We start from the raw sequence: 22358 nt of genomic DNA, 5'->3' as shown, positions 1-22358 counted from the left end.
TTACGGATTTGCAATCCCCTTCGCAAAACATCTGCTTAGCAACTGTTGATATTATTTAGCGCTCGCACTATCTTCTTGCAGCCCTGCACAATTTGCGGCTCGCTGAAGCGGACCCTCATTCCCTCTCCACGCACTGTCAGGCAGGTTATGACCCTTGACGCCAGGGTGAGCACATGGCGTTTTCATCCATGATAGTGACCTATGAATGTAACCCTGATAGATACCGTTGTGACCCGCAGCCGGGCCTTAAGCCCGTGGACGGGTTTTTACTTTTTGCAGTCATTACTGATTAACTTTGCGCTGGGTTATCCCTTTAGTCTGCTCTACGCGGTGGCGTTCACCTGCGTTCTGCATGTGCTGTGGCGAGCCGCACCGCGCGTGCAAAAGGCGTTAATCGGGATCTGTTCGCTGGTTGCTGCACTCTATTTCCCGTTTGGTCAGGCTTACGGCGCGCCAAACTTTAATACCCTGCTGGCGCTGCACTCGACCAATATGGAAGAGTCGACGGAGATCCTGACGATCTTCCCGTGGTACAGCTACGTGGTCGGGATCTTTATTTTCGCGCTGGGCGTTATCGCCATCCGCCGTCAGTCGGGCGAGAAAAAATCCTGGGGTAAAATCGAAATACTCTGTCTGGTGTTCAGCATTGCCGTGGCGTTTGTCGCCCCCATCCAGAATATTCCCTGGGACGGTAAGCTAAGGCTCATCAATATCGGCTATCCGGTTTTCCGCTTCGTGAAAGACGTCGTTGTAAATAATAAAGAGGTTCTCGACGAACAGGCGCGCATGGCTGAGCTTTCCAATATGAAAGACACCTGGAACGTGCTGGCCGTTAAGCCGAAATATCACACCTATGTGGTGGTGATTGGCGAAAGTGCACGTCGCGATGCAATGGGAGCCTTCGGCGGACACTGGGATAACACACCGTTTGCCAATTCGGTCAAAGGCACGCTGTTTACCGATTATGTCGCGGCCAGCGGCTCGACGCAGAAATCGCTCGGCCTGACGCTTAACCGCGTCGTCGACGGCAAACCTCAGTATCAGGATAATTTTGTCACCCTGGCAAACCGCGCGGGTTATCAGACCTGGTGGTTCTCCAATCAGGGGCAAATTGGCGAATACGATACGGCCATCGCCAGTATCGCCAAACGTGCCGACGAAGTGCAGTTCCTGAAGAACGGCGACTTTGAAGCCGACAAAAACACCAAAGACGAAGCGCTGTTGAAAATGACGGCCCAGGTCTTCGCCACGCCGCGCACCCAGCCTCAGCTGATCGTCCTGCACCTCATGGGATCGCACCCGCAGGCCTGCGATCGGACCGGCGGGAAGTACGCGGAGTTTGTGCAGTCCAAAGAGACGTCTTGCTATCTCTATACCATGACGCAAACCGACGACCTGCTGAGCAAGCTGTACGATCAGCTACGCAATACGGGCGACAGCTTCTCCATGGTCTATTTCTCGGATCACGGGCTGGCGTTTAAAGAGCGTGGTAAAGAGGTGCAGTACCTGGCACACGATGACAAGTTCCAGCAGAACTTCCAGGTGCCGTTTATGGTGCTGTCGAGTGATGATAAAACGCATCGCGTGATTAAAGCGCGTCGTTCGGCAAATGATTTCCTGCAGTTCTTCTCGCAGTGGACGGGGATTAAGGCCGAGCAGATAAAAACGGCTTACCCGTTTGTCTCTAACAAGAAAGCTCCCCCAGTGTACGTTACCAACTTCAAGTTACAGAAAGTTGACTACAACCATCTGGGTACGGATATTTTTGATATTAAGAGTAAGTAATTGCCGTCTCGTGCGGACTGATGCCCTCACCCTAGCCCTCTCCCACGGGGAGAGGGAACAAACACTAAAAACGGCAACCTGGGGTTGCCGTTTTGCTTTTACCTTCAAAAAAAAATCCGCCACATTGGGCGGATTTTTTATTTAATCACCGGAGTGATTAGAAGCGGTAACCTACGCCCGCGATCCAGGTGCCAACGTCAACGTTGCGGATACGGCTCTGCTCATAGGAGAAGTCCAGAGCAACGTCCTGGATTGGGTTGAACTGCAGGCCTGCGCCATAGGAGAAACCGTAGTCGCTGTTGCTTGCAGTGCGGCTTTCGCTCTGGTTTTCAGTCTGCTGGAATTTACCGTAGCCAACACCTACAACACCGTAGATGCTCGCCCAGTCATTCAGACGGTAAGCTGGACCAGCGGTGATACCGTAGTACTGGCCTTTGTTGTATGCGCCGTTTTCAGAACGATCTTTCTCGGTGTAGGTGAAAGAACCGATCACGCCCAGTGGGTTGTTATCCTGCTCGTAGCGATACTTCAGGTTGAAACCGTTAGCTTTGTTCATCACGCCCTGATAGTCGCTCTGAGCGTAACCACCAGTAACAGTAGAAGTAGCAGCTACAGCGGTACCTGCGGAAACAGCCAGTACAGCGGCCAGTGCTGAAAGACATGCAATTTTTTTCATAACCACCTCAAATGTGCTTCAAGTAAGTCCGTAAGTTTTAAATATATCAAAAAAATTTGCGAAACTCTTTGTGATTCGTGATGTCTAATGAAACCTTTCCTGTAACAGAACGTTTCCAGCGTCAGCTATCTCTTTCAAATCACATGCAATTTTCACTACTAAATGCGCATAGTGCGCGTACGCGCCGTTACATTCATCCAGATTATTCCTAATCTATCAGGCGATAAATCCACCAACGCTTAACCATTTTACGGATTTCACATGGTTTTTTTTCAACAGCGCCTCAACCGTTGCCGCTTATTTCCTTTACACTGCAACCTTTACCTCATTTGACATAAGCTGACAGGAGAAAGGATGCCTGGGTTATCCCGCACGTCGTCGGTCTGGTTGCCGGTCGCAGTCATACTCATTGCCATGTTGTCCATTCAAAGCGGTGCTTCGCTTGCAAAATCGCTTTTCCCGCTGGTTGGCGCGCCTGGGGTCACCGCCCTGCGTATCGTGCTGGGCACGGCGATACTGGTGGTCATTTTCAAACCATGGCGTCTGCGCTTCAAAAAGGAGCAGCGTTTACCCCTGCTGTTTTATGGACTCTCCCTGGGGGCAATGAACTATCTGTTCTACCTCTCTATTCAGACGATACCGCTGGGGATCGCCGTCGCGCTGGAGTTTACCGGCCCGCTGGCGGTGGCGCTTTTCTCCTCGCGACGTGCGGTCGATTTTATCTGGGTCGTGTTAGCCGTGCTGGGGTTATGGTTCCTGCTTCCCCTGGGCCAGAGCGTCGCTGAGATTGATCTGACGGGCGCAGCCCTGGCGCTGGGTGCAGGCGCCTGCTGGGCCGTCTATATACTCACGGGCCAGCGTGCGGGAGAAGAGCACGGTCCGGCGACCGTCGCGTTGGGGTCACTGATCGCTGCCATCGTCTTTGTGCCTATCGGCATGGCGCAGGCTACCGAATCTATCTGGCAATGGTCCGTCATGCCCATCGGGCTGGCGGTCGCGATTCTCTCTACCGCACTCCCCTACTCTCTGGAGATGATTGCCCTTACGCGTCTGCCGACACGCATATTTGGCACCCTGATGAGCATGGAGCCTGCGCTAGCCGCCATTTCCGGGATGGTGTTTCTCGGCGAAACCCTCACATTGACCCAGACGCTGGCGCTCTGCTCGATTATCGCGGCATCAATGGGCTCGACGCTCACCATGCGCCCTGAACCTAAAGTTGAGAAAGTGGATATCAGCTAAGGCCATATATTCTGCATGGCTTCCACGCCATGCAGAATAAAGGCCAGAAAGACAAACGTTATAATTTTTTACATAATTTGCACTATTCTCGAAATATCCCTCTGCGTTTACGCCCCCCTCGAGCAATTAAGATTGATCTGTATCATTTTAAAAAATATTTATCAATTTCAATAACTTAAATTATCAACACCCTTCTCGCTATTAAACCGATAGGCACAGCCAAACCGCAGGCAAAAAATCCGGTGCTATACTTAGGTCCGTAATTACCTGGGACATAAACATCAAGAGGATATGAGATTATGAGTACCGCTAAACTGGTGAAAACGAAAGCGTCTAATCTGCTTTATACCCGTAACGATGTATCGGATAGCGACAAAAAAGCGACTATTGAGTTGCTGAATCGCCAGGTGATCCAGTTCATCGATCTTTCGCTGATCACCAAACAGGCCCACTGGAATATGCGCGGTGCAAACTTTATTGCCGTTCATGAAATGCTAGATGGCTTCCGCACAGCACTGGTTACCCACCTCGATACGATGGCTGAACGTGCCGTTCAGCTAGGCGGCGTGGCGCTGGGTACCACGCAGGTGATCAACAGCAAAACGCCGCTGAAGAGTTATCCGCTGGATATCCATACCGTTCAGGATCACCTGAAAGAGCTGGCGGACCGCTACGCGATTGTGGCCAATGACGTGCGCAAAGCGATTGGCGAAGCCAAAGACGAAGATACCGCAGACATTTTCACCGCCGCATCCCGCGACCTGGATCAGTTCCTGTGGTTTATCGAATCTAACATCGAGTAATTCATACGAATTTGCTATCAAACCCTCGCCCTCCGGTGAGGGTTTTGCACATCTATGGTGCACAGTTTTTGTCTGCACACCTGCAAAAGTGAACGAAATGTAATAATCACTTCACACAACCGTTAACGGAAGATTGTTTTTTCGTCAGAATTTACGCTAAATATCTCCCCGTCAGTTGAGCCAAACGAAGCGCACCAAAACAGTGCTCCACTTTGGTGCAATAAAACCTCATTGCCCCATTTATTGTGCAATGCATGACATCATCCCCTTTGCAAAACAACAGCTTGTAAAGTTGGCACGATTTTTTCATTGTGCCACCTGTTCTCGCAGGGGATCGCCCCGTGGATATAAAAGGAAATGCTATGAAGTCTGTATTAAAAGTTTCACTGGCTGCACTTACCCTGGCTTTTGCAGTGTCCTCTCAGGCTGCCGACAAACTGGTTGTGGCGACCGACACGGCGTTCGTTCCGTTTGAATTCAAACAGGGTGATAAATACGTTGGTTTTGATGTGGATCTGTGGGCCGCTGTCGCAAAAGAACTCAAGCTGGATTACACCCTGAAGCCGATGGACTTCAGCGGCATCATCCCGGCACTGCAAACCAAGAACGTTGATCTGGCGCTGGCAGGCATCACCATTACCGATGAACGTAAAAAAGCGATCGACTTCTCTGACGGCTACTACAAAAGCGGCCTGCTGGTCATGGTCAAAGCCGATAATAACGACGTAAAAAGCGTGAAAGATCTCGACGGCAAAGTGGTGGCAGTGAAGAGCGGCACCGGTTCTGTTGATTACGCGAAAGCAAATATCAAAACCAAAGACCTGCGTCAGTTCCCGAACATCGACAACGCGTACATGGAACTCGGCACCAACCGTGCTGACGCTGTTCTGCACGACACCCCTAACATCCTGTACTTCATCAAAACAGCCGGTAACGGCAAGTTCAAAGCCGTTGGCGAGTCTCTGGAAGCACAGCAGTACGGTATCGCGTTCCCGAAAGGCAGCGACGACCTGCGCACGAAAGTTAACGGCGCGCTGAAAACGCTGAAAGAGAACGGCACCTATAACGAAATCTACAAAAAATGGTTCGGTACCGAGCCTAAATAATAAGACGTAAAAATGACGTTCACTCGGGGGCGACCTTTCGCCCCTGCTATTTTTGAAACACGGTAACAGTAACAGGAAATTATCATGCAGTTTGACTGGAGCGCCATCTGGCCTGCCATTCCACTCTTGCTTGAAGGCGCTAAAATGACCCTGTGGATTTCGGTCCTGGGTCTGGTTGGTGGGTTGATTATCGGTCTTGTCGCCGGTTTCGCTCGCACCTACGGCGGCTGGATTGCAAACCACATCGCACTGGTTTTCATCGAAGTGATCCGCGGCACCCCTATTGTCGTGCAAGTCATGTTCATCTACTTCGCCCTGCCAATGGCATTCAATGACCTGCGCATCGACCCGTTCAGCGCAGCCGTCGTCACCATTATGATCAACTCAGGCGCCTATATTGCGGAAATCACCCGCGGTGCGGTGCTGTCGATTCATAAAGGTTTCAGTGAAGCCGGTCTGGCGTTAGGTCTTTCTCGTCGCGAAACGATCCGCCACGTTATTCTGCCGCTGGCGCTGCGCCGCATGCTGCCGCCGCTCGGTAACCAGTGGATCATCAGCATTAAAGATACGTCGCTGTTCATTGTTATCGGCGTGGCCGAGCTGACCCGTCAGGGTCAGGAGATCATTGCTGGCAACTTCCGCGCGCTGGAAATCTGGAGTGCGGTAGCCGTTGTCTACCTGATCATTACTCTGGTTCTGAGCTTCGTTCTGCGTCGTCTTGAAAGAAGGATGAAAATCCTGTGATTGAATTTAAAAACGTTTCCAAGCACTTTGGCCCAACCCAGGTGCTGCACAATATCGATCTGAACATTAAACAGGGTGAAGTAGTGGTCATTATTGGGCCATCCGGCTCCGGTAAATCCACCCTGCTGCGCTGCATCAACAAGCTGGAAGAGATCACCAGCGGCGATCTGATCGTCGACGGCCTGAAGGTGAACGACCCGAAAGTGGATGACCGTCTGATTCGCCAGGAAGCGGGCATGGTGTTCCAGCAGTTCTACCTGTTCCCGCACCTGACGGCGCTGGAAAACGTGATGTTTGGCCCACTGCGCGTGCGCGGTGCCAGCAAAGCGGCGGCGGAAGCGCTGGCAAAAGATCTGCTGGCAAAAGTCGGCCTGGCAGAACGTGCGCACCACTACCCTTCCGAGCTGTCCGGTGGTCAACAGCAGCGTGTGGCGATTGCCCGCGCCCTGGCGGTCAAGCCGAAAATGATGCTGTTTGATGAGCCTACGTCCGCACTCGACCCGGAGCTGCGTCACGAGGTGCTGAAAGTCATGCAGGATCTGGCAGAAGAAGGGATGACGATGGTGATCGTGACCCACGAAATCGGCTTTGCTGAGAAAGTGGCGTCCCGCCTGATTTTTATTGATAAAGGCCGCATCGCGGAAGACGGTAACCCACAGGAGCTGATCGCGAACCCGCCGAGCCAGCGTTTGCAGGAGTTCCTGCAGCACGTCTCCTGATCGTTAGCTTCACACGTAAGCCGGGCATGCCCGGCTTTTTTACGCCAGATTGTTCTCAAAAATCCCCCTCCTCGCCTCGACCTCTATACTTATCATTTTGTTCGACATTTTCACCGGAGGACGCCGTGCCGTGGATCCTGTTGCTGTTGATTAGCCTGTTTAGTGCGCCATCGTTCGCCGTCGCGATCCCCGGTGTGACCACCGGAACAACCGCCAGCCAGCAAAGTACGCCGCCTCCGGAGCCGGATGTTGAACAAAAAAAAGCGGCCTACAGCGCGCTTGCTGACGTCCTCGAGAACGACACCTCCCGACAGGAACTCATTGGTCAGCTGCGGAAAGTGGCCGCCACACCGCCGCAGGCGTCGGTGCCAACCCTCACACCTCCACAAGTGGAGGAGCAAAAAACGGTGCTGGAAAACGTCACCGACGTGAGCCGCCACTACGGGGAAGCCCTCTCCTCGCGTTTCGCTCAGCTTTACCGCAACCTGATTGGCTCACCGCATAAGGCATTTAATCCGCAAACGTTCACCGCCGCCGCCACGCAGTTCCTGATGCTGGCGGGTGCGGTATTCCTTTTTTACTGGCTGGTGCGCCTGTGCGCGTGGCCGCTGTACCGCAAAATGGGGCAATGGGGACGCAGGAAGAATCAGCAGAAAAGCAGCTGGCTGCACCTGCCGTTGATGATAGCCTCAGCGTTTATCATCGATTTACTGCTGCTGGCGTTGACGCTGTTTTTAGGCCAGATGCTGGCCGACAGGCTGAATGCAGGCAATAAAACCATCGCCTTCCAGCAATCGCTTTTCCTGAACGCCTTTGCCCTGATTGAGTTCTTCAAGGCGCTGCTGCGGTTACTCTTTTGTCCGCACGTGCCGGAGCTGCGTCCATTCTCCATTCGGGATGCGAGCGCAAAGTACTGGGCGCTGCGCCTGAGCGTGCTCAGCGGGCTGATTGGCTACGGTCTGCTGGTTGCCGTGCCGATCATCTCCAACCAGGTGAACGTCCAGTTTGGCGCGCTGGCAAACGTGCTGATCATGATCTGCATTACCGTCTGGTCGCTGTACCTTATCTTCCACAATAAAAAAATTATTACCCAAAGCCTGCTGAATCTGGCCGATCGCTCCCTCTCGTTCTTTAGCCTCTTTATTCGTGCGTTCGCACTGGTGTGGCACTGGCTGGCAAGCGCTTACTTCATCGTACTGTGCTTCTTCTCGCTGTTTGACCCGGGCAATAGCCTGAAATTTATGATGGGGGCGACGTTCAAAAGCCTGGCCATTATCGGCATCGCGGCCTTTGTGTCGGGGCTGCTGTCGCGCTGGATCTCGAAAACCATCACCCTGTCGCCGCAGGTCCAGCGTAGTTACCCGGAACTGCAAAAGCGGGTAAACGGCTGGATGTCGGTATCGCTCAAAGTGGCGCGCATTCTTACCGTCTGCGTGGCGATTATGCTGCTCCTGAATGCGTGGAGCCTGTTTGATTTCTGGAACTGGCTGCACAACGGTGCGGGTGAAAAAACGGTCGATATCCTGATTCGCATCGCGCTGATTTTGTTCTTCTCCGCCGTCGGCTGGACGCTGCTGGCGAGCCTTATTGAGAACCGTCTGGTCTCGGATATTCACGGCAGGCCCCTGCCCAGCGCGCGGGCAAGAACGCTGTTAACGCTGTTCCGCAACGCGCTGGCGGTGATTATCAGCACCATCACCATCATGATCGTGCTGTCGGAAATCGGCGTGAATATCGCCCCGCTGCTGGCGGGTGCCGGTGCCCTGGGGCTGGCCATCTCCTTTGGTTCGCAAACGCTGGTGAAGGATATTATTACCGGCATCTTTATCCAGTTTGAGAACGGGATGAACACGGGCGATCTGGTGACCATCGGGCCGTTAACCGGCACCGTGGAGAGGATGTCCATCCGTTCGGTTGGCGTGCGCCAGGACACCGGGGCGTACCACATCATTCCCTGGTCTTCGATCACCACCTTCGCCAACTTTGTGCGCGGCATTGGTTCCGTTGTGGCGAACTACGATGTGGATCGCCACGAGGATGCGGACAAAGCGAAGCAGGCGCTGCGCGATGCGGTAGAAGAACTGATGGAGATGGAGGATATTCGCGGGCTGGTGATCGGAGAGCCGTCATTTGCCGGCATCGTCGGGCTGACGAACACGGCGTTTACCCTGCGCGTGTCGTTCACCACCCAGCCGCTGAAGCAGTGGACGGTGCGCTTTGCGCTCGACAGCATGGTGAAGAAACACTTTGATCTGGCAAACGTGCGGATGCCCGTGCAGACCTATCAGGTATTGCCGCCGCCCGCATCGCCGCTCCCTCCGCAGGAGCCGACGCTGTAACCTGGTTGCCGGGTGACGGCTTCGCCTTACCCGGCCTACGACGGAGTGCTATTTACGACGTTTGTGATTGTCCATGAACGTCCAGGCGATAAAGCGGCTCTGTTTCTGGCCCTGCGCCATCTCTTTTTTCACCACTTTTACGGCGCCCGCTTCGGTCAGCGCGCGGTAGAGCGGTGGCAGGTTATCTCCACGGGAAACCAGCGTCGTAAACCACTTCACCTGACGGCCAAACTGTTTGCTTTCCGCAATCATTCGCAGGATAAACGCGACTTCGCCCCCTTCACACCAGAGCTCCTGCTGCTGACCGCCGAAGTTCAGCGCGGCATCCTCGGCCTGGCCCAGGTTACGGCGCTTGCGCTCGCTGCCCGCACGGGCCGATGCCGCCGAATCATGGAACGGCGGATTGCACATCGTGGCGTCATAGCTTTCGTTTTTGTGAATAATGCCGTTGAAGATCGACACCGCGTCTTTCTGACGGCGCAGGCGAATGGCGCGGCTTAATCCCGGGTTAGCGCTGATAATCGCCTGAGCACTCGCAAAGGCCTCGTCACCGATTTCGCTTCCGGTAAAACGCCACTGATATTCGTGCGCGCCGATCAGCGGGTAAATCAGGTTCGCCCCGGTGCCAATATCCAGAATGGTAGCCTGCTGTGGAACGACACCCTCATTGCCTTCGGCAAGAAGGTCGGCAAGGTGATGAACGTAGTCAGCGCGGCCCGGTACAGGTGGACAGAGAAAGCCTTCCGGAATATCCCAGTGAGCCACACCGTAAAAATGCGCCAGCAGGGCTTTGTTCAGCATTTTAACCGCCTGCGGGTCAGCAAAATTGACCGAGGGTTCACCCGCTGGGGTCTGAACAAGATAGTCCTGCAGCGGCGGGCAGCTCAGGCACAACGCGTTCATGTCGTAGCGGCTGCGGTGGCGATTTCGCGGGTGCAATCCCGGCTTTTGGGCAGTCATGGCATTCTCCTTTAAACAGCGGCGTAAGATACCCTTTGCAGGCCCAACGGTAAATCTTTCTCTGCGACGCTCAAAAACTCGCCATAAATCAAATACCTTTATATCTATGATCCGTCAGCGAATTGTCAATTTATATCGTTCAAAAAATAAGCAGATCATCATCAAATATTTGCGCTAAGTCACATTCGTCAGGCTTCTAAACTTAAAGGGAATCACCTGTTGTTTCCTCATGAGGATGTGATTATGAAAAAGTACCTGACCCTTGCTGTTATCGCAGCCGCCCTGGCGACCGCGTCCTTCTCTGCCATGGCCGTTCAGTCACTGACCCAGAGTACCGATACTAGCCAGCTACGTCCTGCGGGCACCGTTTCGGTAAGCCGTGCCAGTAACCTTGACGATCTGCAGGCTAAGCTCGCCGAAAAAGCCCGTCAGGAAGGTGCAAAAGGATTCGTGGTGAACTCCGCTGGCGGAGATAACCATATGTACGGCACTGCGACCATTTATAAATAACCTGTCTCTTCCACAAGACTGCATCTGCCCAACGGGTGCAGTTCTCTTCTCCCTTCGCCTTGTTTGTTCATTTTTTAACCCCATAGTAAACGTATGGCCTAAACCGATATCAGGAGGACGCTATGGCTTCCGGCTGGGCAAATGACGACGCTGTTAACGAACAGATCAACAGTACAATTGAAGATGCGGTTGCGCGTGCCCGCGGTGAAATTCCGCGCGGCGAAAGCTTAACGGAATGCGAAGAATGCGGAGAACCCATTCCGGAGGCGCGCCGAAAAGCCATTCCCGGCGTGCGGCTTTGCATTACGTGCCAGCAGCATAAAGATTCAAAAAATGCATCACACTCGGGATATAATCGCAGAGGTTCGAAAGACAGCCAGTTACGTTGACTTTGCTTTACCAAAGTTAACCGAGCCCGCGCGTTCCTTTACGCTCACGGTTTTTAGCCGGACGCGTAGCAAAACGTGCCCTTCATCTCGCTTCTGTAAAGCGCATCCGCAAGAAGTGTAAAGCGGTGCTTTGAATTTATTAATATTCAATAAGTTATTTGTCATTCAATTTTTTTGAGCAATCACGTCAATTCTCTTCGATTTTATCACTCGCGAAAAACCGTGATACTTATCACATCGACGGAACATCGTCCCCTTAACAGAAACACCTGCGAGAGATTAATTATGAAAACCATCAAATATGCTGTAGCTGCTGTTGCCCTGTCCGCTCTGTCTTTCGGCGCTTTCGCCGTAGAGCCAGTCTCTTCTACTCAGGCACAGAACATGAACAAAGTCGGTGTGGTCAGTGCTGATGGCGCCACCACCCTGGACGGTCTGGAAGCCAAACTGGCTGAGAAAGCCGCTGCTGCCGGTGCAAGCGGATACACCATTACCTCCGCTAACGGCAATAACAAGCTGAGCGGTACCGCGGTTATCTACAAATAATCGACTGAATGAATGCTGTACCCTCGCCATACCCTCTGGTGAGCTGCTCCACCCTCATTGACCCTGTTGTTGTTACCCTTGCTTGCCCGTCCGCCACTGGACGGGCTTTTTTTTGTCTAAAACGCCTGCGCCACGCGTTCAAGCCCGGCCTGGACGGATTCCACTTCTCCGGTTGCCAGCAAACAGCAGGCCATCTGCAGCTTGATCGAATGCGGAACAGGAACATTTCCGGCAAGGCACTGCTCAATCCAGTGGGCTGTAGTATGGGGATCTTTTGCCTCAGGCAATATCACACCGGTATTCTCTTCCCCGCGTTCCAGAACGGCGCGCGTACCGGCAGAATCGATCAGCATCACCTGCGGGCAGCGCTGCGGGTTCGCATAAACCTCGCCTTCCGTGCCGTGCATCAGCAACGCCCTGCCGCCAATGGCCTCAAAGAACTGCCCCACGCGCGCCACGTATTCCGGGTGCGAAACGCTGGAGAGACGCAGGGCGGCATCTTCGCCAAACGGCGTGGCCAGTTTCGCCAGCGTGTGCGCGCTGTTGCGCACGCCCATGCGCCAGCGCATATCGAGCTGCTTTTCCAGCGGCGGGCAAAGTGTGCCGACCGGGATATAAACAGGCTGATGACCATCCAGCTTCGCCTGCGCCTGACCTGCATGACGCGTTGGCTCGATGCCCAGCATACCGAAAATGGTCTCCGTCAGCACGCGGGTGGGATCTTCACTTACGCCGTGCACCACCACCGGGAACCCCAGCTTGTGTAATAAGATAGCGAGCAGCGGGGTTAAATTTGCCTGCTTGCGCGCGCCGTTGTAGCTCGGGATGACGATCGGCATCGGCTTTGCCACGGGCGGCGTTAAGCGCAGCGTTTGCGCCTGCATGGCTTCATAGAACCCGCGCATCTCCGCCTCACCTTCCCCTTTGATACGCAGCGCGATCAGAATGCCCCCCATCTCCAGGTCGGGGACGTCGCCCTCAAGCATGCGGGTATAAAGCGCACGCGCGGTTTCATGGTCCAGATCGCGGGCATGATTTTTCCCGCGCCCTACCTCTTTGATAATTTTGCGATAATCCACGACATCTCTCCTGACAGCATCATCTTGTTAACAATATAGCCCTGATGATTGCCTGGCCGTTAGTGTTTTATCCCCGAACCCAACACGCTGTTTTAATGAAAAAAAATAAACACAAGCAATTTTTCAATTATTTGTGATTTCTATAGAAGATTCTTAGTCATACATTTTTTGATTAAATAGCCACCGGAAAGTCATTAAAGGTCAACGGTGAAAACGTCCAGGCAACGTTCGCACCCGCAACATACCAGGATTCACTATGAACAAGGTTGCTTTAGGTTTATTCATCGCCGCAGCGGTGGGGTGTTCTGCATCCGCATTTGCGGCAACAAACGGCGAAGGTCAGATCAACTTCACCGGGGAAATTATTGATTCAGCGTGTCAGGTGGTTAATGGGTTAAGTAATCCGTTAAACGTTCAGTTAGGCAAAGTCTCTAAAACGGTATTTACCGGCGCAGGCTCCACCAGCACGTTAACGAAGTTCGATATTCAGTTAAAAGACTGTCCGGAAACCGTTACCTCCGCCGCGATTAACTTCGGCGGAACGCCGGATGCGAATAACAACGCTACGCTGGCATTAACGCCGGACGTGGATGCGGCAACGGGTGTAGCTATTCAGCTGGTTGACGCGTCCGAGCAGCCGGTGAGTCTGTACACCCCTTCTCAGCAATATCCGTTAGCCTCCGGTACGGCGGTTAACGACCTGATATTCGGTGCCCGCTATATTCAAACCGGGGCCGCGATTACCGCAGGTCCGGCTAACTCCGTTTCGACCTTCACCGTTATCTATAACTGATATTATCAATCCTGAGATATTAACGCGTTTATACGCGTTAATATCTCTTCTATTATTGAGAAATATTTATGCGCCACGCTTATTTACTGAGCACGCTTTTACTGGCGGCCGCCACTGCACACGCAGGTGTCATTATTAATGGCACACGTCTGGTCTACCAGGGAGATAAAAAGGAATCGTCTCTTGGTCTTTCAAACCCGGATACAACGGATTATCTGGTACAGTCCTGGGTCGACTCTGGCGGTAAAAACCTGGCCAAAGCCCCTTTCCTGATCACCCCCCCGCTTTTTCGCCTGGATGCGAAAGAGGATAACGTTCTGCGCGTGGTGCGCACCGGCGGTAATTTACCGGAAGACCGTGAATCCTTGTACTGGCTGAATATCAAAGCCATCCCTTCGTCTAAGCACGTTGACGGGATGAATACCCTGCAAATAGCCATTAATACGCGTATTAAATTGTTGTATCGCCCATCGGCGGTGAAAGACAAACCGGAAGATGTCGCCAATAAACTTGAGTGGCATCGCGAGGGTAACGATCTGGTCGTTAATAACCCGACGCCTTTCTATATGAATTTCCAGAAGGTGACGCTGAACGGCCAGAAAGTGGATAAAGCCACCTGGGCAATTCCGAAAACGGAAACGCATTTTGCCTTACCGCGCAACGCCAGCGGTTCAACCATCGCGTATTCCATTATTACGGATTACGGCAGCATCAGCCAGACCTGGTCGAAATCAGTCCACTAATATCACACGCAGATAATTACGATAATCATGTACAGCCATAAAAAGCCGTTCACCTGCCGAATTTCATCCCTGCTGGTCATTCTCTGTGGCCTGGCAATGATTTTTTTTGCGCAGCAGGCTATGGCTGATGATTATTTTAACCCGGCGCTGCTGGATATTGATAATCCGCAGCAGGGTAAGACCGATCTGTCGGTTTACGAAAAAGGGCCTGGGCAGGCACCGGGTAAATATCAGGTCGCTATCTTTATTAACAATAATAAAATTGATACCCGCGACGTCACGTTCACATTGCAAAAAGATTCACACGGCAGCAGTTCGCTCCAGCCCTGCTTTAGCCTGAGCGATTTAAAAAGCCTTGGGATCAAAACTCGAAAATATCCGGCGCTGATGGCAAAAGGCCAGTGCGCTGATTTAACCGCCATCCCGGCAGCCTCCGCGTCGTTTCACGTTCGCAATCAGCAGCTGCTGCTCAGTATTCCACAGCTGGCCCTGGGCCAGGTTCCACGCGGCTATATCGACCCGAAAGAATTCGACGAGGGGATCACCGCAGGCATTCTCAACTACAGCGCGACCGCCAGCCAGAGCCATGCGCGTCAGCCGGGCGAGGAGGATAACAGCAGCCAGTACGTTAACCTGCGTCCCGGTTTTAACGTCGGTGCCTGGCGCGTACGCAACTACTCCACGTGGAATCGCAGCACCCAGGGCAAGGAAGAGCAGCAAAAATTCTCCTCCGTTTATACCTACGCCCAGCGCGATATCGTGGCGATGAAGAGCGATCTCACCGTTGGGCAAAGCTCTTCGCCTTCTGATGTTTTTGACAGCGTACCCTACACCGGCGTGGAGCTTAAATCCGACAGCGACATGCTGCCGGACAGCGAGAAAGGCTATGCGCCGATCATTCGCGGCACCGCACACAGCAACGCGCTGGTGATGGTTCGCCAGAACGGCTACGTCATTTATCAGAACACGGTCGCCCCCGGCGCGTTTGAAATTAACGATCTCTACCCTACCGGCAGCAGCGGCGATCTGCAGGTCACCGTGAAAGAGACCGACGGCAGCGAAAGCCATTTCGTGGTGCCGTATGCCTCCGTGCCGGTACTGCAGCGTGAAAAAAACCTGCGCTACAGCGTGACCGCCGGGCGGTACCGTTCTTACGACAAAGACGTCGAGAAGACGCCGTTTGCCCAGGGCAGCGCGATCTACGGCCTGCCCTATGGTTTCACCGCCTACGGCGGCGTTCAGCAGAGCAGCCACTATCAGTCCCAGGCGCTCGGCGCCGGGAAAAACATGGGCGATCTCGGGGCGTTCTCCATCGACGTCACCCGCGCGAAAGCCCTGCTGAAAAAGCAGCAGTCCAGCAAGGGCCAGTCCTGGCGCGTGCGCTACAGCAAAGATTTTGCCGGTTCAGGCACCAACTTCTCGCTCGCGGGCTATCGCTACAACAGCAAAGGGTTTTACACCCTGGAAGACACCATGGAGTCATATACCCGCTCTGACGACTGGTCTGCCCCCCAGCAGCGCCGCGCCCGAGCCGAGGCCACCGTCGACCAGACGCTGCCTGAAGGCTGGGGATCCGTCACCCTGAGCATGGTGAAAGAGACTTACTGGAGCCAGAACCAGGACATGACCTCCATGAGCGTCAGCTACAACAACAGCTGGCACGGGGTGAGCTACAGCCTGAGCTACAGCATGAACAAAAACACCAACGACAGCGATGAAGACGGTAATCAAGTGACGAACGACAACCAGTTCTCGTTGAGCGTCTCCGTTCCGCTGGATCGCTGGATGCATAACACCTGGGCCACCTACAACCTGAACAATACCAAAGACGGCACCACGCAGAATATCGGCCTGAACGGCACGGCGCTGAAGGAAGACAACCTGAACTGGAATATCCAGGAGGGGCTGAGCAGCACCAGCAGCGGTAACTCGACCAGCATGAACGCCGACTACAAAGGCACCTACGGCGAAGTGAGCGGCGGCGTCAGCCAGGACAAATATCAGCAAACCCTGAATGTCGGGCTGCAGGGCGGCGTGGTTGCCCACGCGAACGGCATCACCCTGAGCCAGCCGCTGGGGGAAACCATCGCGCTGGTGAAAGCACCCGGCACGCACGGAACGCATATTGCTAACCAGACGGGCGTGGAGACCGATTTCCGCGGCTATACCGTCGTGCCGTTTGTTACCGCGTATCGCCACAACACGATTGCGCTGGATACCGAAACGCTGCCGGACAACGCCGACGTGACGCACGCGGCGCAGGTGGTGACCCCAACGCGCGGCGCCGTGGTGCGCGCCAGCTTTAGCACCCGCGTGGGCAGTCGCGTGCTGATGACGCTCACCCGCAACGGTAAACCGCTGCCCTTCGGCGCAACGGTGACCACGGACGATAAGGACAGCGAGTTTATTGTCGGTAACGACGGGCAGACCTACCTCTCAGGTTTGCCACAGCAAGGGCATCTTGCCGTCTCCTGGGGACAGGATGCGAGCGAGCACTGCGTCGCTGACTATGCGCTAACGGATGAGAAAGAGAAAACCAGCATCATTAACGCTGCCGCGCAGTGTCACTGATCCACCGTTCAGGCGAAACATTATGCAAATGATTAAACAGTGCTTTTTCTTACTGGTTCTCGGAACCGCCGCGTTATTTATGCCGCATGCCAAAGCGACCTGCACCTCGCCGGATATGCCGAAAATGATTAACGTGGCCTCGATCTCCGTCCCGACAACGCTTGCCGTTGGTGAGACCATCCCCGGGACGGAGCAAACCGTTCACGTTGCCGGTAATTGCGATCAAAGCGCCGACAAAGGTCTTGAGATTGTCTCTTGCTATTACGGTTCGGGAGCGGAAATTCCGGGGCTGAAGGGCGTATACGATTCTGGCGTGCCGGGTATTGGCGTGGCGTTGATGAATGAAGAAGGTCAACGTATTAGCGGCGCTGGCGGAGTGCAGTGCGATTCGCGCGGAACGCCGATTGGCTACGTCTCTTCCGACGGGTCACAGTCGTTTAGCTTTCAGGTCACGCTTGAGCTGGTCAAAACGAGCGATACCGTGTCATCCGGCACGCTGGTACAAGCCCAGACCCGGTTCGGTATTGGCGTTTTTGGCCATGAAGGGATTGGCAATCCAAACGATATTGCGTATTCCGGCAACGTCATTCTTCATCAGGTCACCTGCTCCGTCCTGCCAAGAAATCTGACGGTTGATCTGGGCGATTTCCCGGTCAGTACGTTTGTGAGCGTGGGAGCACTCTCTTCTCCGGCGCAAAATTTTGACGTCACGGTGAATTGTGACACCACCGTGCAGCCCGAGGTAAAAGTGACAAGCTCAAACGGATATGAAACGGCGTTCGAAGGCGTGCTGAAACTCACCCAGCAGACCGGCATGGCAACGGGCGTCGGCGTACAAATGGTTTTCGACAACAATATCGCCACGTTCGATACCTACGTAAACACCCAACGCGAAGCGGTGGCCAACGAAACGCTGGTCATTCCGTTCAGCGTTCGCTACGAGCAGATCAGCGATATGGTTACGCCCGGACCGGCCAACACCGTTGCCACCATCACCCTCGCCTATAAGTGACCAATATGAAAAAAATCATTGCTCTCCTGGCGCTTGGGCTCATTGCTCAGGCACGCGCCGACGATATTCAGATTCAGATGACGGGGAATATTTACGCCAACACCTGCGTCATCGACAGCGCCAGCCGCAACCTGACGGTGGATTTAGGCCAGGCGGTGTCGGGCAATTTTAAAGACGTGGGGGATACCGGGGAGTGGAAAGACTTTTCCCTGTCGGTGTCGCACTGCCCGGCCACGCTGGCGCTTGCCACCGCCTTTTTCTACGGCCAGGCAGACAGCGCGCACCCGACAAAATTCGCCAATACCGGCAGCGCGAAAGGGCTGGCGCTGGAGCTGGCTGACCGTCAGGACAAGATCCTCATTGCCCCACAGGCAGCCTTTAACGTCGCCATTAATCCGAGTGACCACACGGCGACGTTTCCCCTCTCCGCGCGCTATTACGCCACCTCTATGCCCGTCAGTGCCGGGACGTTCAGCAGCGTGATTCAGGTGACCTTCACTTACCAGTAGGACCGCGCCCCTTAGCACGGATGCTTTTCTTACGCCCGGCGGCCAGTTTTGCCGGGCGTTTTTTTACCTCCGGCACCTCCGGCTGTTCGATCGGGAAAATCGGCAGGGCGTTCAGGAGCCGCTGGCCGTAATTTTTGGTGAGCAGACGTTTGTCATAAATCACCACCTCTCCCCAGCAGCCGTGGCTACGAATCAGACGCCCGACCTGCTGAATCAGGTTAAACGACGCCGCGGGTAAACTCTGCACCTCAAACGGATAGCGGTTGAGGCTTTTCAGCCACTCCCCTTCGGTGATCACCACCGGGCTGTCGATGGGCGGGAAGGCGATTTTATGGATATGCACCTGCGTCAGGTAGTCCCCTTTTAAATCCAGACCTTCAGCAAACGACTGCAGCCCCACCAGCACGCTGCGCTCGCCGCTATCAATGCGCTTACGGTGGGTTTCCACCAGCCTGTAGCGCGGCTGATCGCCCTGCACCAGCAGGAGTAAACGCAGATCGGTGACGTGCTCCAGGAAACGCTGCATCGCCCGCCCGCTGGCAAACAGCACCAGCATGCCGGGGTACTTTTTACTCTCGACCTGTTCGCGGAAGTAGGCCGCCATCTCCGCAATGTGCTGCTCCTCGTTGTCGATGAGCGGCTCAAACGTCATGCGCGGAATAACCAGCTTGCCCTGCTCGCAGTGGTTAAACGGCGAGTCCAGCGCCACAAAACGGTCGCCCGCTTTCTCTTTGAGCCCGCTCATCTCCTGCAAACGAGAAAAACTGTTCAGGGAGCGCAGCGTGGCAGAGGTGACAACCACGTGCGGCACGCTGCGCCAGATCAGCTTTTCCAGCTGATCGGCCACGCGGATGCCCACGCAGTGGAAAAAGAGATGGACCTGCCCGTCGCGCACGTCGCGGGTCGCCCATTTGGTGACCGGCGCGCCGGACGCCTGCGCCATTGAGGCCAGCCGCCAGAGCTTGCTCTGCGCTTCGAACATCCCCAGCGCGCGGTTCATCTGCAGCAGAATGCGGTGCAGACGCACCACGTCATGCGAGCCGGTTTTCTCGCTCAGGTCGTTTAAGAACATCTCCGCCAGCCCGCGCAGCTTTTCCAGATGCTTCGCCAGCTGCTGGCAGATCTCCATCACCTCTTCCGGTAGCTCTCCCATCGCAAAGCGGTGTTCGGCTTCCTGGGTTTGTGGGAGATAAAGATTCAGGATGTTGTTCAGCGATGAGATCAGGCCGTAAACCTCTTCGCAGTGGTCGCTCAGCCTCTCGGGCACCGCCAGCGGCGGCGTGGTTTTCGGGCGGAACTGCTCCATGCAGGTCGCTACCAGCTTGCAGAAGAGATCCAGCTGCAGGCGGAACCACGGGGCGGTAATTTCGGCGCTCATCTCCAGCGCGTCCCGCGCCACGTCCGGTAGATGATGGCCTTCATCAAGCACCAGCAGCAGGTTTTTAGGCTCCGGCAGCACCGCTTCGCTCTCAAGCGCGGCCATCACCAGAGCGTGGTTTGCCACAACCACCTCCGCCTCCTGAATTTCGCGTCGGGCGACAAAGAACGGGCACTCGCGGTAGTAGTGACAGTTGCGGTTCAGGCAGCTGGCTTTGTCGGTGCTGAGCCTGCGCCATAGGTCGTCGCTGATGGCCTGGCTGGTGTGATCCCGCAGGCCGTCCCACTTATAGCCGTCGAGCTCGGCTTTGAGTTTTGCACACTGCTCCTGCTCGGCCTTATTGTTTGGCGTTAGCTCGTCATCCAGAAACGCGAGCAGATCCTGTTGATTCGGCTCGCTGCTGGCAAGCGCCGCCAGGTTACGCGGGCACACGTAACGCCCGCGCCCAAAGGCTGCCGTAAACCGCAGGTCGGGGATGATTTTGCGCAGCAGCGGTAAGTCTTTACTGAAGATCTGATCCTGTAGCGCCACGTTGGCGGTGCTGACCACCAGCGTTTTGTCCTCTTCCCGCGCAATCGCGATGCCGGGAATGAGATACGACAAGGTTTTCCCGACGCCGGTCGGCGCTTCAATCGCCAGATGTCGCCCGTCGTCCCCGGCGAGCGTTTTGGCCACGTCAGCAATCATCTGCCGCTGCGGCGCTCGGGGGATAAAGTCGGGGATCTGCTGTTGTAGCGCCTTGTACCATGCGCCAATTTGCGCCTTAAGCGCAGCGGTTAAAGCCATTGGAAAACCTGAAATACTGTATAAACAGCCACTATTGTGGCACTTTCTCTTCGCTCCCGCAAAAAGAAAAGCCCGGCTTTACGACCGGGCTTCCAGATTACTGCGGGTTAGCAGGTTTACGCGGGCGGCGTCGACGCTGCCCTTCCCCTGCCGGTTTCCCTTCGCCGCTGCGCCACGGGCTTTCACCCGCCGGTTTGCTGTCGTTGTTGCGACGCGGCGGTTTGCCGGATGATTTCGGCGCGCCGCCTTCGGCACGACGCGGCTGCTGACCGCGACCGCCGCCGCCCTGACCGCGTCCACCGCCGCCCTGACGACCGTTCTGAATCGGCTCGGCTTTGATTGACGGATCCACTTCGTAACCCGGGGTTTCGATGCGCGGGATCTCTTTCTTCAGCAGACGTTCGATGTCGCGCAGCAGCTTGTGTTCATCCACGCAGACCAGAGAAAGCGCTTCACCGGTTGCCGCCGCGCGGCCGGTACGACCGATACGGTGAACGTAATCTTCCGGCACGTTTGGCAGCTCGTAGTTCACCACGTGCGGCAGCTCTTCAATGTCGAGGCCACGGGCAGCGATGTCGGTCGCCACCAGCACGCGGATGTCGCCGGATTTGAAGTCCGCCAGCGCACGGGTACGCGCGCCCTGGCTCTTGTTACCGTGGATCGCCGCGCTGCGGATGCCGTCTTTATTCAGCTGTTCCGCCAGGTGGTTGGCACCGTGCTTGGTGCGGGTAAAGACCAGCACCTGCTGCCAGTTACCCTGGCCGATCATCTGGGAGAGCAGTTCCCGCTTGCGCTTTTTATCAACAAAGTGAACGTGCTGCGTCACCTGCTCAGAGGCGGTGTTGCGACGCGCCACCTCAACTTCCAGCGGGTTATGCAGCAGCTTTTCCGCCAGCGCCTTGATCTCGTCGGAGAAGGTCGCGGAGAAGAGCAGGTTCTGACGACGCGCAGGCAGCTTGGCCAGCACGCGACGAATATCGTGGATGAAGCCCATGTCGAGCATGCGGTCGGCTTCGTCCAGCACCAGAATTTCAACCTGGTCCAGCTTAACCGCGTTCTGATGCTCCAGGTCCAGCAGGCGACCTGGGGTAGCAACCAAAACGTCAACGCCGCTGCGCAGCTTCATCATCTGCGGGTTGATGCTGACCCCGCCGAAGACCACCAGCGAGCGAATGTTGAGATAGCGGCTGTACTCACGCACGTTCTCACCAATCTGCGCCGCCAGCTCGCGGGTTGGGGTCAGGATCAGGGCACGAACCGGACGACGGCCTTTCGCGTGCTGCTGGTTTTTTACCAGCAGCTCTAACAGCGGCAGCGTAAAGCCCGCGGTTTTACCGGTGCCGGTCTGGGCGCTGGCCATCAGGTCACGGCCCTGCAGGACGGCAGGAATAGCCTGCTGCTGGATTGGGGTTGGCTCAACGTAGCCCTGCTCTGCGATCGCGCGCAGAATTTCCGGGTTCAGGCCAAGGGAATCAAAAGACATAAAAACTCCGAACCGCCCCGACCATCACAGGTGTAGTTTTCAGGGAGATATAACGAATAGGGGAGGACAAAAACCACAATGTCGCGAAGGAGCGGAGTGTAGCAGCTTTTGTGACGTGGCGCATAAAATATCCCTCCGCATTCCCTCGACGTGAGCGTAAATCAGGCATAATCTTAATCAATCGA

General features: G+C 55.0%; 20 protein-coding genes. 15 read left to right on the top strand and 5 right to left on the bottom strand.

Going from position 1 to position 22358, the window contains the following annotated elements:
• The first annotated feature begins 201 nt into the window (after positions 1-201).
• Entirely contained in the window at positions 202-1785 is a 1584-nt protein-coding gene (locus AC2TE5_RS06780) for a phosphoethanolamine transferase (protein WP_484612882.1), read from the top strand.
• 157 nt (positions 1786-1942) lie between these two features.
• Here the strand turns inward: AC2TE5_RS06780 and ompX are convergent, their stop codons facing one another.
• Positions 1943-2461, bottom strand: a complete 519-nt coding sequence (ompX, locus tag AC2TE5_RS06775; RefSeq protein ID WP_023310884.1) for an outer membrane protein OmpX — start codon at positions 2459-2461, stop codon at positions 1943-1945.
• 354 nt (positions 2462-2815) lie between these two features.
• On the opposite strand from ompX, the gene rhtA reads away from it, so the two are divergent.
• The 6 genes from rhtA (at position 2816) to ybiO (ending at position 9414) form a co-directional block, all read left to right on the top strand.
• Complete coding sequence (gene rhtA, locus AC2TE5_RS06770; protein WP_121425387.1) at positions 2816-3703, top strand: threonine/homoserine exporter RhtA; 888 nt, start codon at positions 2816-2818, stop codon at positions 3701-3703.
• Between the two features lie 299 nt (positions 3704-4002).
• A complete protein-coding gene (gene dps, locus AC2TE5_RS06765) occupies positions 4003-4506 on the top strand; it encodes a DNA starvation/stationary phase protection protein Dps (RefSeq protein WP_010428924.1) in 504 nt (167 codons plus the stop codon).
• Positions 4507-4868: 362 nt separating this feature from the next.
• Entirely contained in the window at positions 4869-5612 is a 744-nt protein-coding gene (glnH, locus tag AC2TE5_RS06760) for a glutamine ABC transporter substrate-binding protein GlnH (protein ID WP_023310880.1), read from the top strand.
• Positions 5613-5696: 84 nt separating this feature from the next.
• Positions 5697-6356: a glutamine ABC transporter permease GlnP gene (gene glnP, locus AC2TE5_RS06755; RefSeq protein ID WP_010428919.1), complete on the top strand. Its 660-nt coding sequence runs from the start codon at positions 5697-5699 to the stop codon at positions 6354-6356.
• Positions 6353-7075 (top strand): glutamine ABC transporter ATP-binding protein GlnQ, encoded by a 723-nt coding sequence (glnQ, locus tag AC2TE5_RS06750; RefSeq protein ID WP_023310879.1) that lies wholly within the window; start codon positions 6353-6355, stop codon positions 7073-7075. Before glnP ends, glnQ begins: the two co-directional genes overlap by 4 nt.
• Before the next feature lie 125 nt (positions 7076-7200).
• A complete protein-coding gene (gene ybiO, locus AC2TE5_RS06745; RefSeq protein WP_484612881.1) occupies positions 7201-9414 on the top strand; it encodes a mechanosensitive channel protein in 2214 nt (737 codons plus the stop codon).
• 48 nt (positions 9415-9462) lie between these two features.
• Here ybiO and rlmF read toward each other — a convergent pair whose 3' ends face one another.
• Positions 9463-10374, bottom strand: coding sequence for a 23S rRNA (adenine(1618)-N(6))-methyltransferase RlmF (gene rlmF / locus AC2TE5_RS06740; protein WP_484612880.1), 912 nt, complete (start codon positions 10372-10374; stop codon positions 9463-9465).
• Between the two features lie 243 nt (positions 10375-10617).
• Between rlmF and mcbA the strand changes: the two genes are divergently transcribed.
• The 3 genes from mcbA (at position 10618) to ybiJ (ending at position 11819) form a co-directional block, all read left to right on the top strand.
• Positions 10618-10884 carry a DUF1471 family periplasmic protein McbA gene (mcbA, locus tag AC2TE5_RS06735; protein ID WP_032661263.1) on the top strand — a complete coding sequence of 89 codons (267 nt, stop codon included), beginning with the start codon at positions 10618-10620 and terminating at the stop codon, positions 10882-10884.
• A gap of 122 nt (positions 10885-11006) precedes the next feature.
• Positions 11007-11273 carry a DksA/TraR family C4-type zinc finger protein gene (locus AC2TE5_RS06730; protein WP_029739810.1) on the top strand — a complete coding sequence of 89 codons (267 nt, stop codon included), beginning with the start codon at positions 11007-11009 and terminating at the stop codon, positions 11271-11273.
• 285 nt (positions 11274-11558) lie between these two features.
• Positions 11559-11819 carry a DUF1471 family protein YbiJ gene (gene ybiJ, locus AC2TE5_RS06725; protein ID WP_023310874.1) on the top strand — a complete coding sequence of 87 codons (261 nt, stop codon included), beginning with the start codon at positions 11559-11561 and terminating at the stop codon, positions 11817-11819.
• Positions 11820-11935: 116 nt separating this feature from the next.
• On the opposite strand, the gene ybiB is transcribed toward ybiJ, so the two are convergent.
• The gene (ybiB, locus tag AC2TE5_RS06720; protein ID WP_196366762.1) at positions 11936-12898 is read right to left on the bottom strand and encodes a DNA-binding protein YbiB; all 963 of its coding nucleotides are present in this window, start codon (positions 12896-12898) and stop codon (positions 11936-11938) included.
• A gap of 256 nt (positions 12899-13154) precedes the next feature.
• On the opposite strand from ybiB, the gene AC2TE5_RS06715 reads away from it, so the two are divergent.
• The 5 genes from AC2TE5_RS06715 to AC2TE5_RS06695 all read left to right on the top strand — a co-directional run bounded on the left by AC2TE5_RS06715 (position 13155) and on the right by AC2TE5_RS06695 (position 18526).
• A complete protein-coding gene (locus AC2TE5_RS06715; RefSeq protein ID WP_024908718.1) occupies positions 13155-13691 on the top strand; it encodes a fimbrial protein in 537 nt (178 codons plus the stop codon).
• 68 nt (positions 13692-13759) lie between these two features.
• Complete coding sequence (locus AC2TE5_RS06710) at positions 13760-14434, top strand: fimbrial biogenesis chaperone (RefSeq protein WP_484612879.1); 675 nt, start codon at positions 13760-13762, stop codon at positions 14432-14434.
• A 27-nt stretch (positions 14435-14461) separates the two neighbouring features.
• Positions 14462-17005, top strand: a complete 2544-nt coding sequence (locus tag AC2TE5_RS06705) for a fimbria/pilus outer membrane usher protein (protein WP_484612878.1) — start codon at positions 14462-14464, stop codon at positions 17003-17005.
• Positions 17006-17027: 22 nt separating this feature from the next.
• On the top strand, positions 17028-18017 hold the full coding sequence (locus AC2TE5_RS06700) for a fimbrial protein (protein WP_484612877.1): 990 nt from the start codon (positions 17028-17030) through the stop codon (positions 18015-18017).
• A 5-nt stretch (positions 18018-18022) separates the two neighbouring features.
• Complete coding sequence (locus tag AC2TE5_RS06695) at positions 18023-18526, top strand: fimbrial protein (protein WP_213330697.1); 504 nt, start codon at positions 18023-18025, stop codon at positions 18524-18526.
• Here the strand turns inward: AC2TE5_RS06695 and dinG are convergent.
• Complete coding sequence (dinG, locus tag AC2TE5_RS06690) at positions 18513-20690, bottom strand: ATP-dependent DNA helicase DinG (protein WP_484612876.1); 2178 nt, start codon at positions 20688-20690, stop codon at positions 18513-18515. The two genes, AC2TE5_RS06695 and dinG, sit on opposite strands and share 14 nt — an antisense overlap.
• A gap of 97 nt (positions 20691-20787) precedes the next feature.
• Entirely contained in the window at positions 20788-22173 is a 1386-nt protein-coding gene (gene rhlE / locus AC2TE5_RS06685) for an ATP-dependent RNA helicase RhlE (RefSeq protein WP_407602454.1), read from the bottom strand.
• Positions 22174-22358: the final 185 nt, after the last annotated feature.

It is taken from the genome of Enterobacter sp. N5-15, assembly GCF_057221635.1.
This window is presented reverse-complemented; position numbering and strand designations above follow the sequence as displayed.

Excerpts from the sequence above, each read along its gene's own strand:
- rhlE (WP_407602454.1), bottom strand. The coding sequence starts at position 22,173 with ATGTCTTTTGATTCCCTTGGCCTGAACCCGGAAATTCTGCGCGCGATC.
- dps (WP_010428924.1), top strand. The coding sequence starts at position 4,003 with ATGAGTACCGCTAAACTGGTGAAAACGAAAGCGTCTAATCTGCTTTAT.
- rlmF (WP_484612880.1), bottom strand. The coding sequence starts at position 10,374 with ATGACTGCCCAAAAGCCGGGATTGCACCCGCGAAATCGCCACCGCAGC.
- ybiJ (WP_023310874.1), top strand. The coding sequence starts at position 11,559 with ATGAAAACCATCAAATATGCTGTAGCTGCTGTTGCCCTGTCCGCTCTG.
- dinG (WP_484612876.1), bottom strand. The coding sequence starts at position 20,690 with ATGGCTTTAACCGCTGCGCTTAAGGCGCAAATTGGCGCATGGTACAAG.
- rhtA (WP_121425387.1), top strand. The coding sequence starts at position 2,816 with ATGCCTGGGTTATCCCGCACGTCGTCGGTCTGGTTGCCGGTCGCAGTC.
- AC2TE5_RS06700 (WP_484612877.1), top strand. The coding sequence starts at position 17,028 with ATGCAAATGATTAAACAGTGCTTTTTCTTACTGGTTCTCGGAACCGCC.
- ompX (WP_023310884.1), bottom strand. The coding sequence starts at position 2,461 with ATGAAAAAAATTGCATGTCTTTCAGCACTGGCCGCTGTACTGGCTGTT.
- AC2TE5_RS06730 (WP_029739810.1), top strand. The coding sequence starts at position 11,007 with ATGGCTTCCGGCTGGGCAAATGACGACGCTGTTAACGAACAGATCAAC.
- AC2TE5_RS06705 (WP_484612878.1), top strand. The coding sequence starts at position 14,462 with ATGTACAGCCATAAAAAGCCGTTCACCTGCCGAATTTCATCCCTGCTG.
- mcbA (WP_032661263.1), top strand. The coding sequence starts at position 10,618 with ATGAAAAAGTACCTGACCCTTGCTGTTATCGCAGCCGCCCTGGCGACC.
- glnP (WP_010428919.1), top strand. The coding sequence starts at position 5,697 with ATGCAGTTTGACTGGAGCGCCATCTGGCCTGCCATTCCACTCTTGCTT.
- glnH (WP_023310880.1), top strand. The coding sequence starts at position 4,869 with ATGAAGTCTGTATTAAAAGTTTCACTGGCTGCACTTACCCTGGCTTTT.
- AC2TE5_RS06715 (WP_024908718.1), top strand. The coding sequence starts at position 13,155 with ATGAACAAGGTTGCTTTAGGTTTATTCATCGCCGCAGCGGTGGGGTGT.
- AC2TE5_RS06710 (WP_484612879.1), top strand. The coding sequence starts at position 13,760 with ATGCGCCACGCTTATTTACTGAGCACGCTTTTACTGGCGGCCGCCACT.
- AC2TE5_RS06695 (WP_213330697.1), top strand. The coding sequence starts at position 18,023 with ATGAAAAAAATCATTGCTCTCCTGGCGCTTGGGCTCATTGCTCAGGCA.
- AC2TE5_RS06780 (WP_484612882.1), top strand. The coding sequence starts at position 202 with ATGAATGTAACCCTGATAGATACCGTTGTGACCCGCAGCCGGGCCTTA.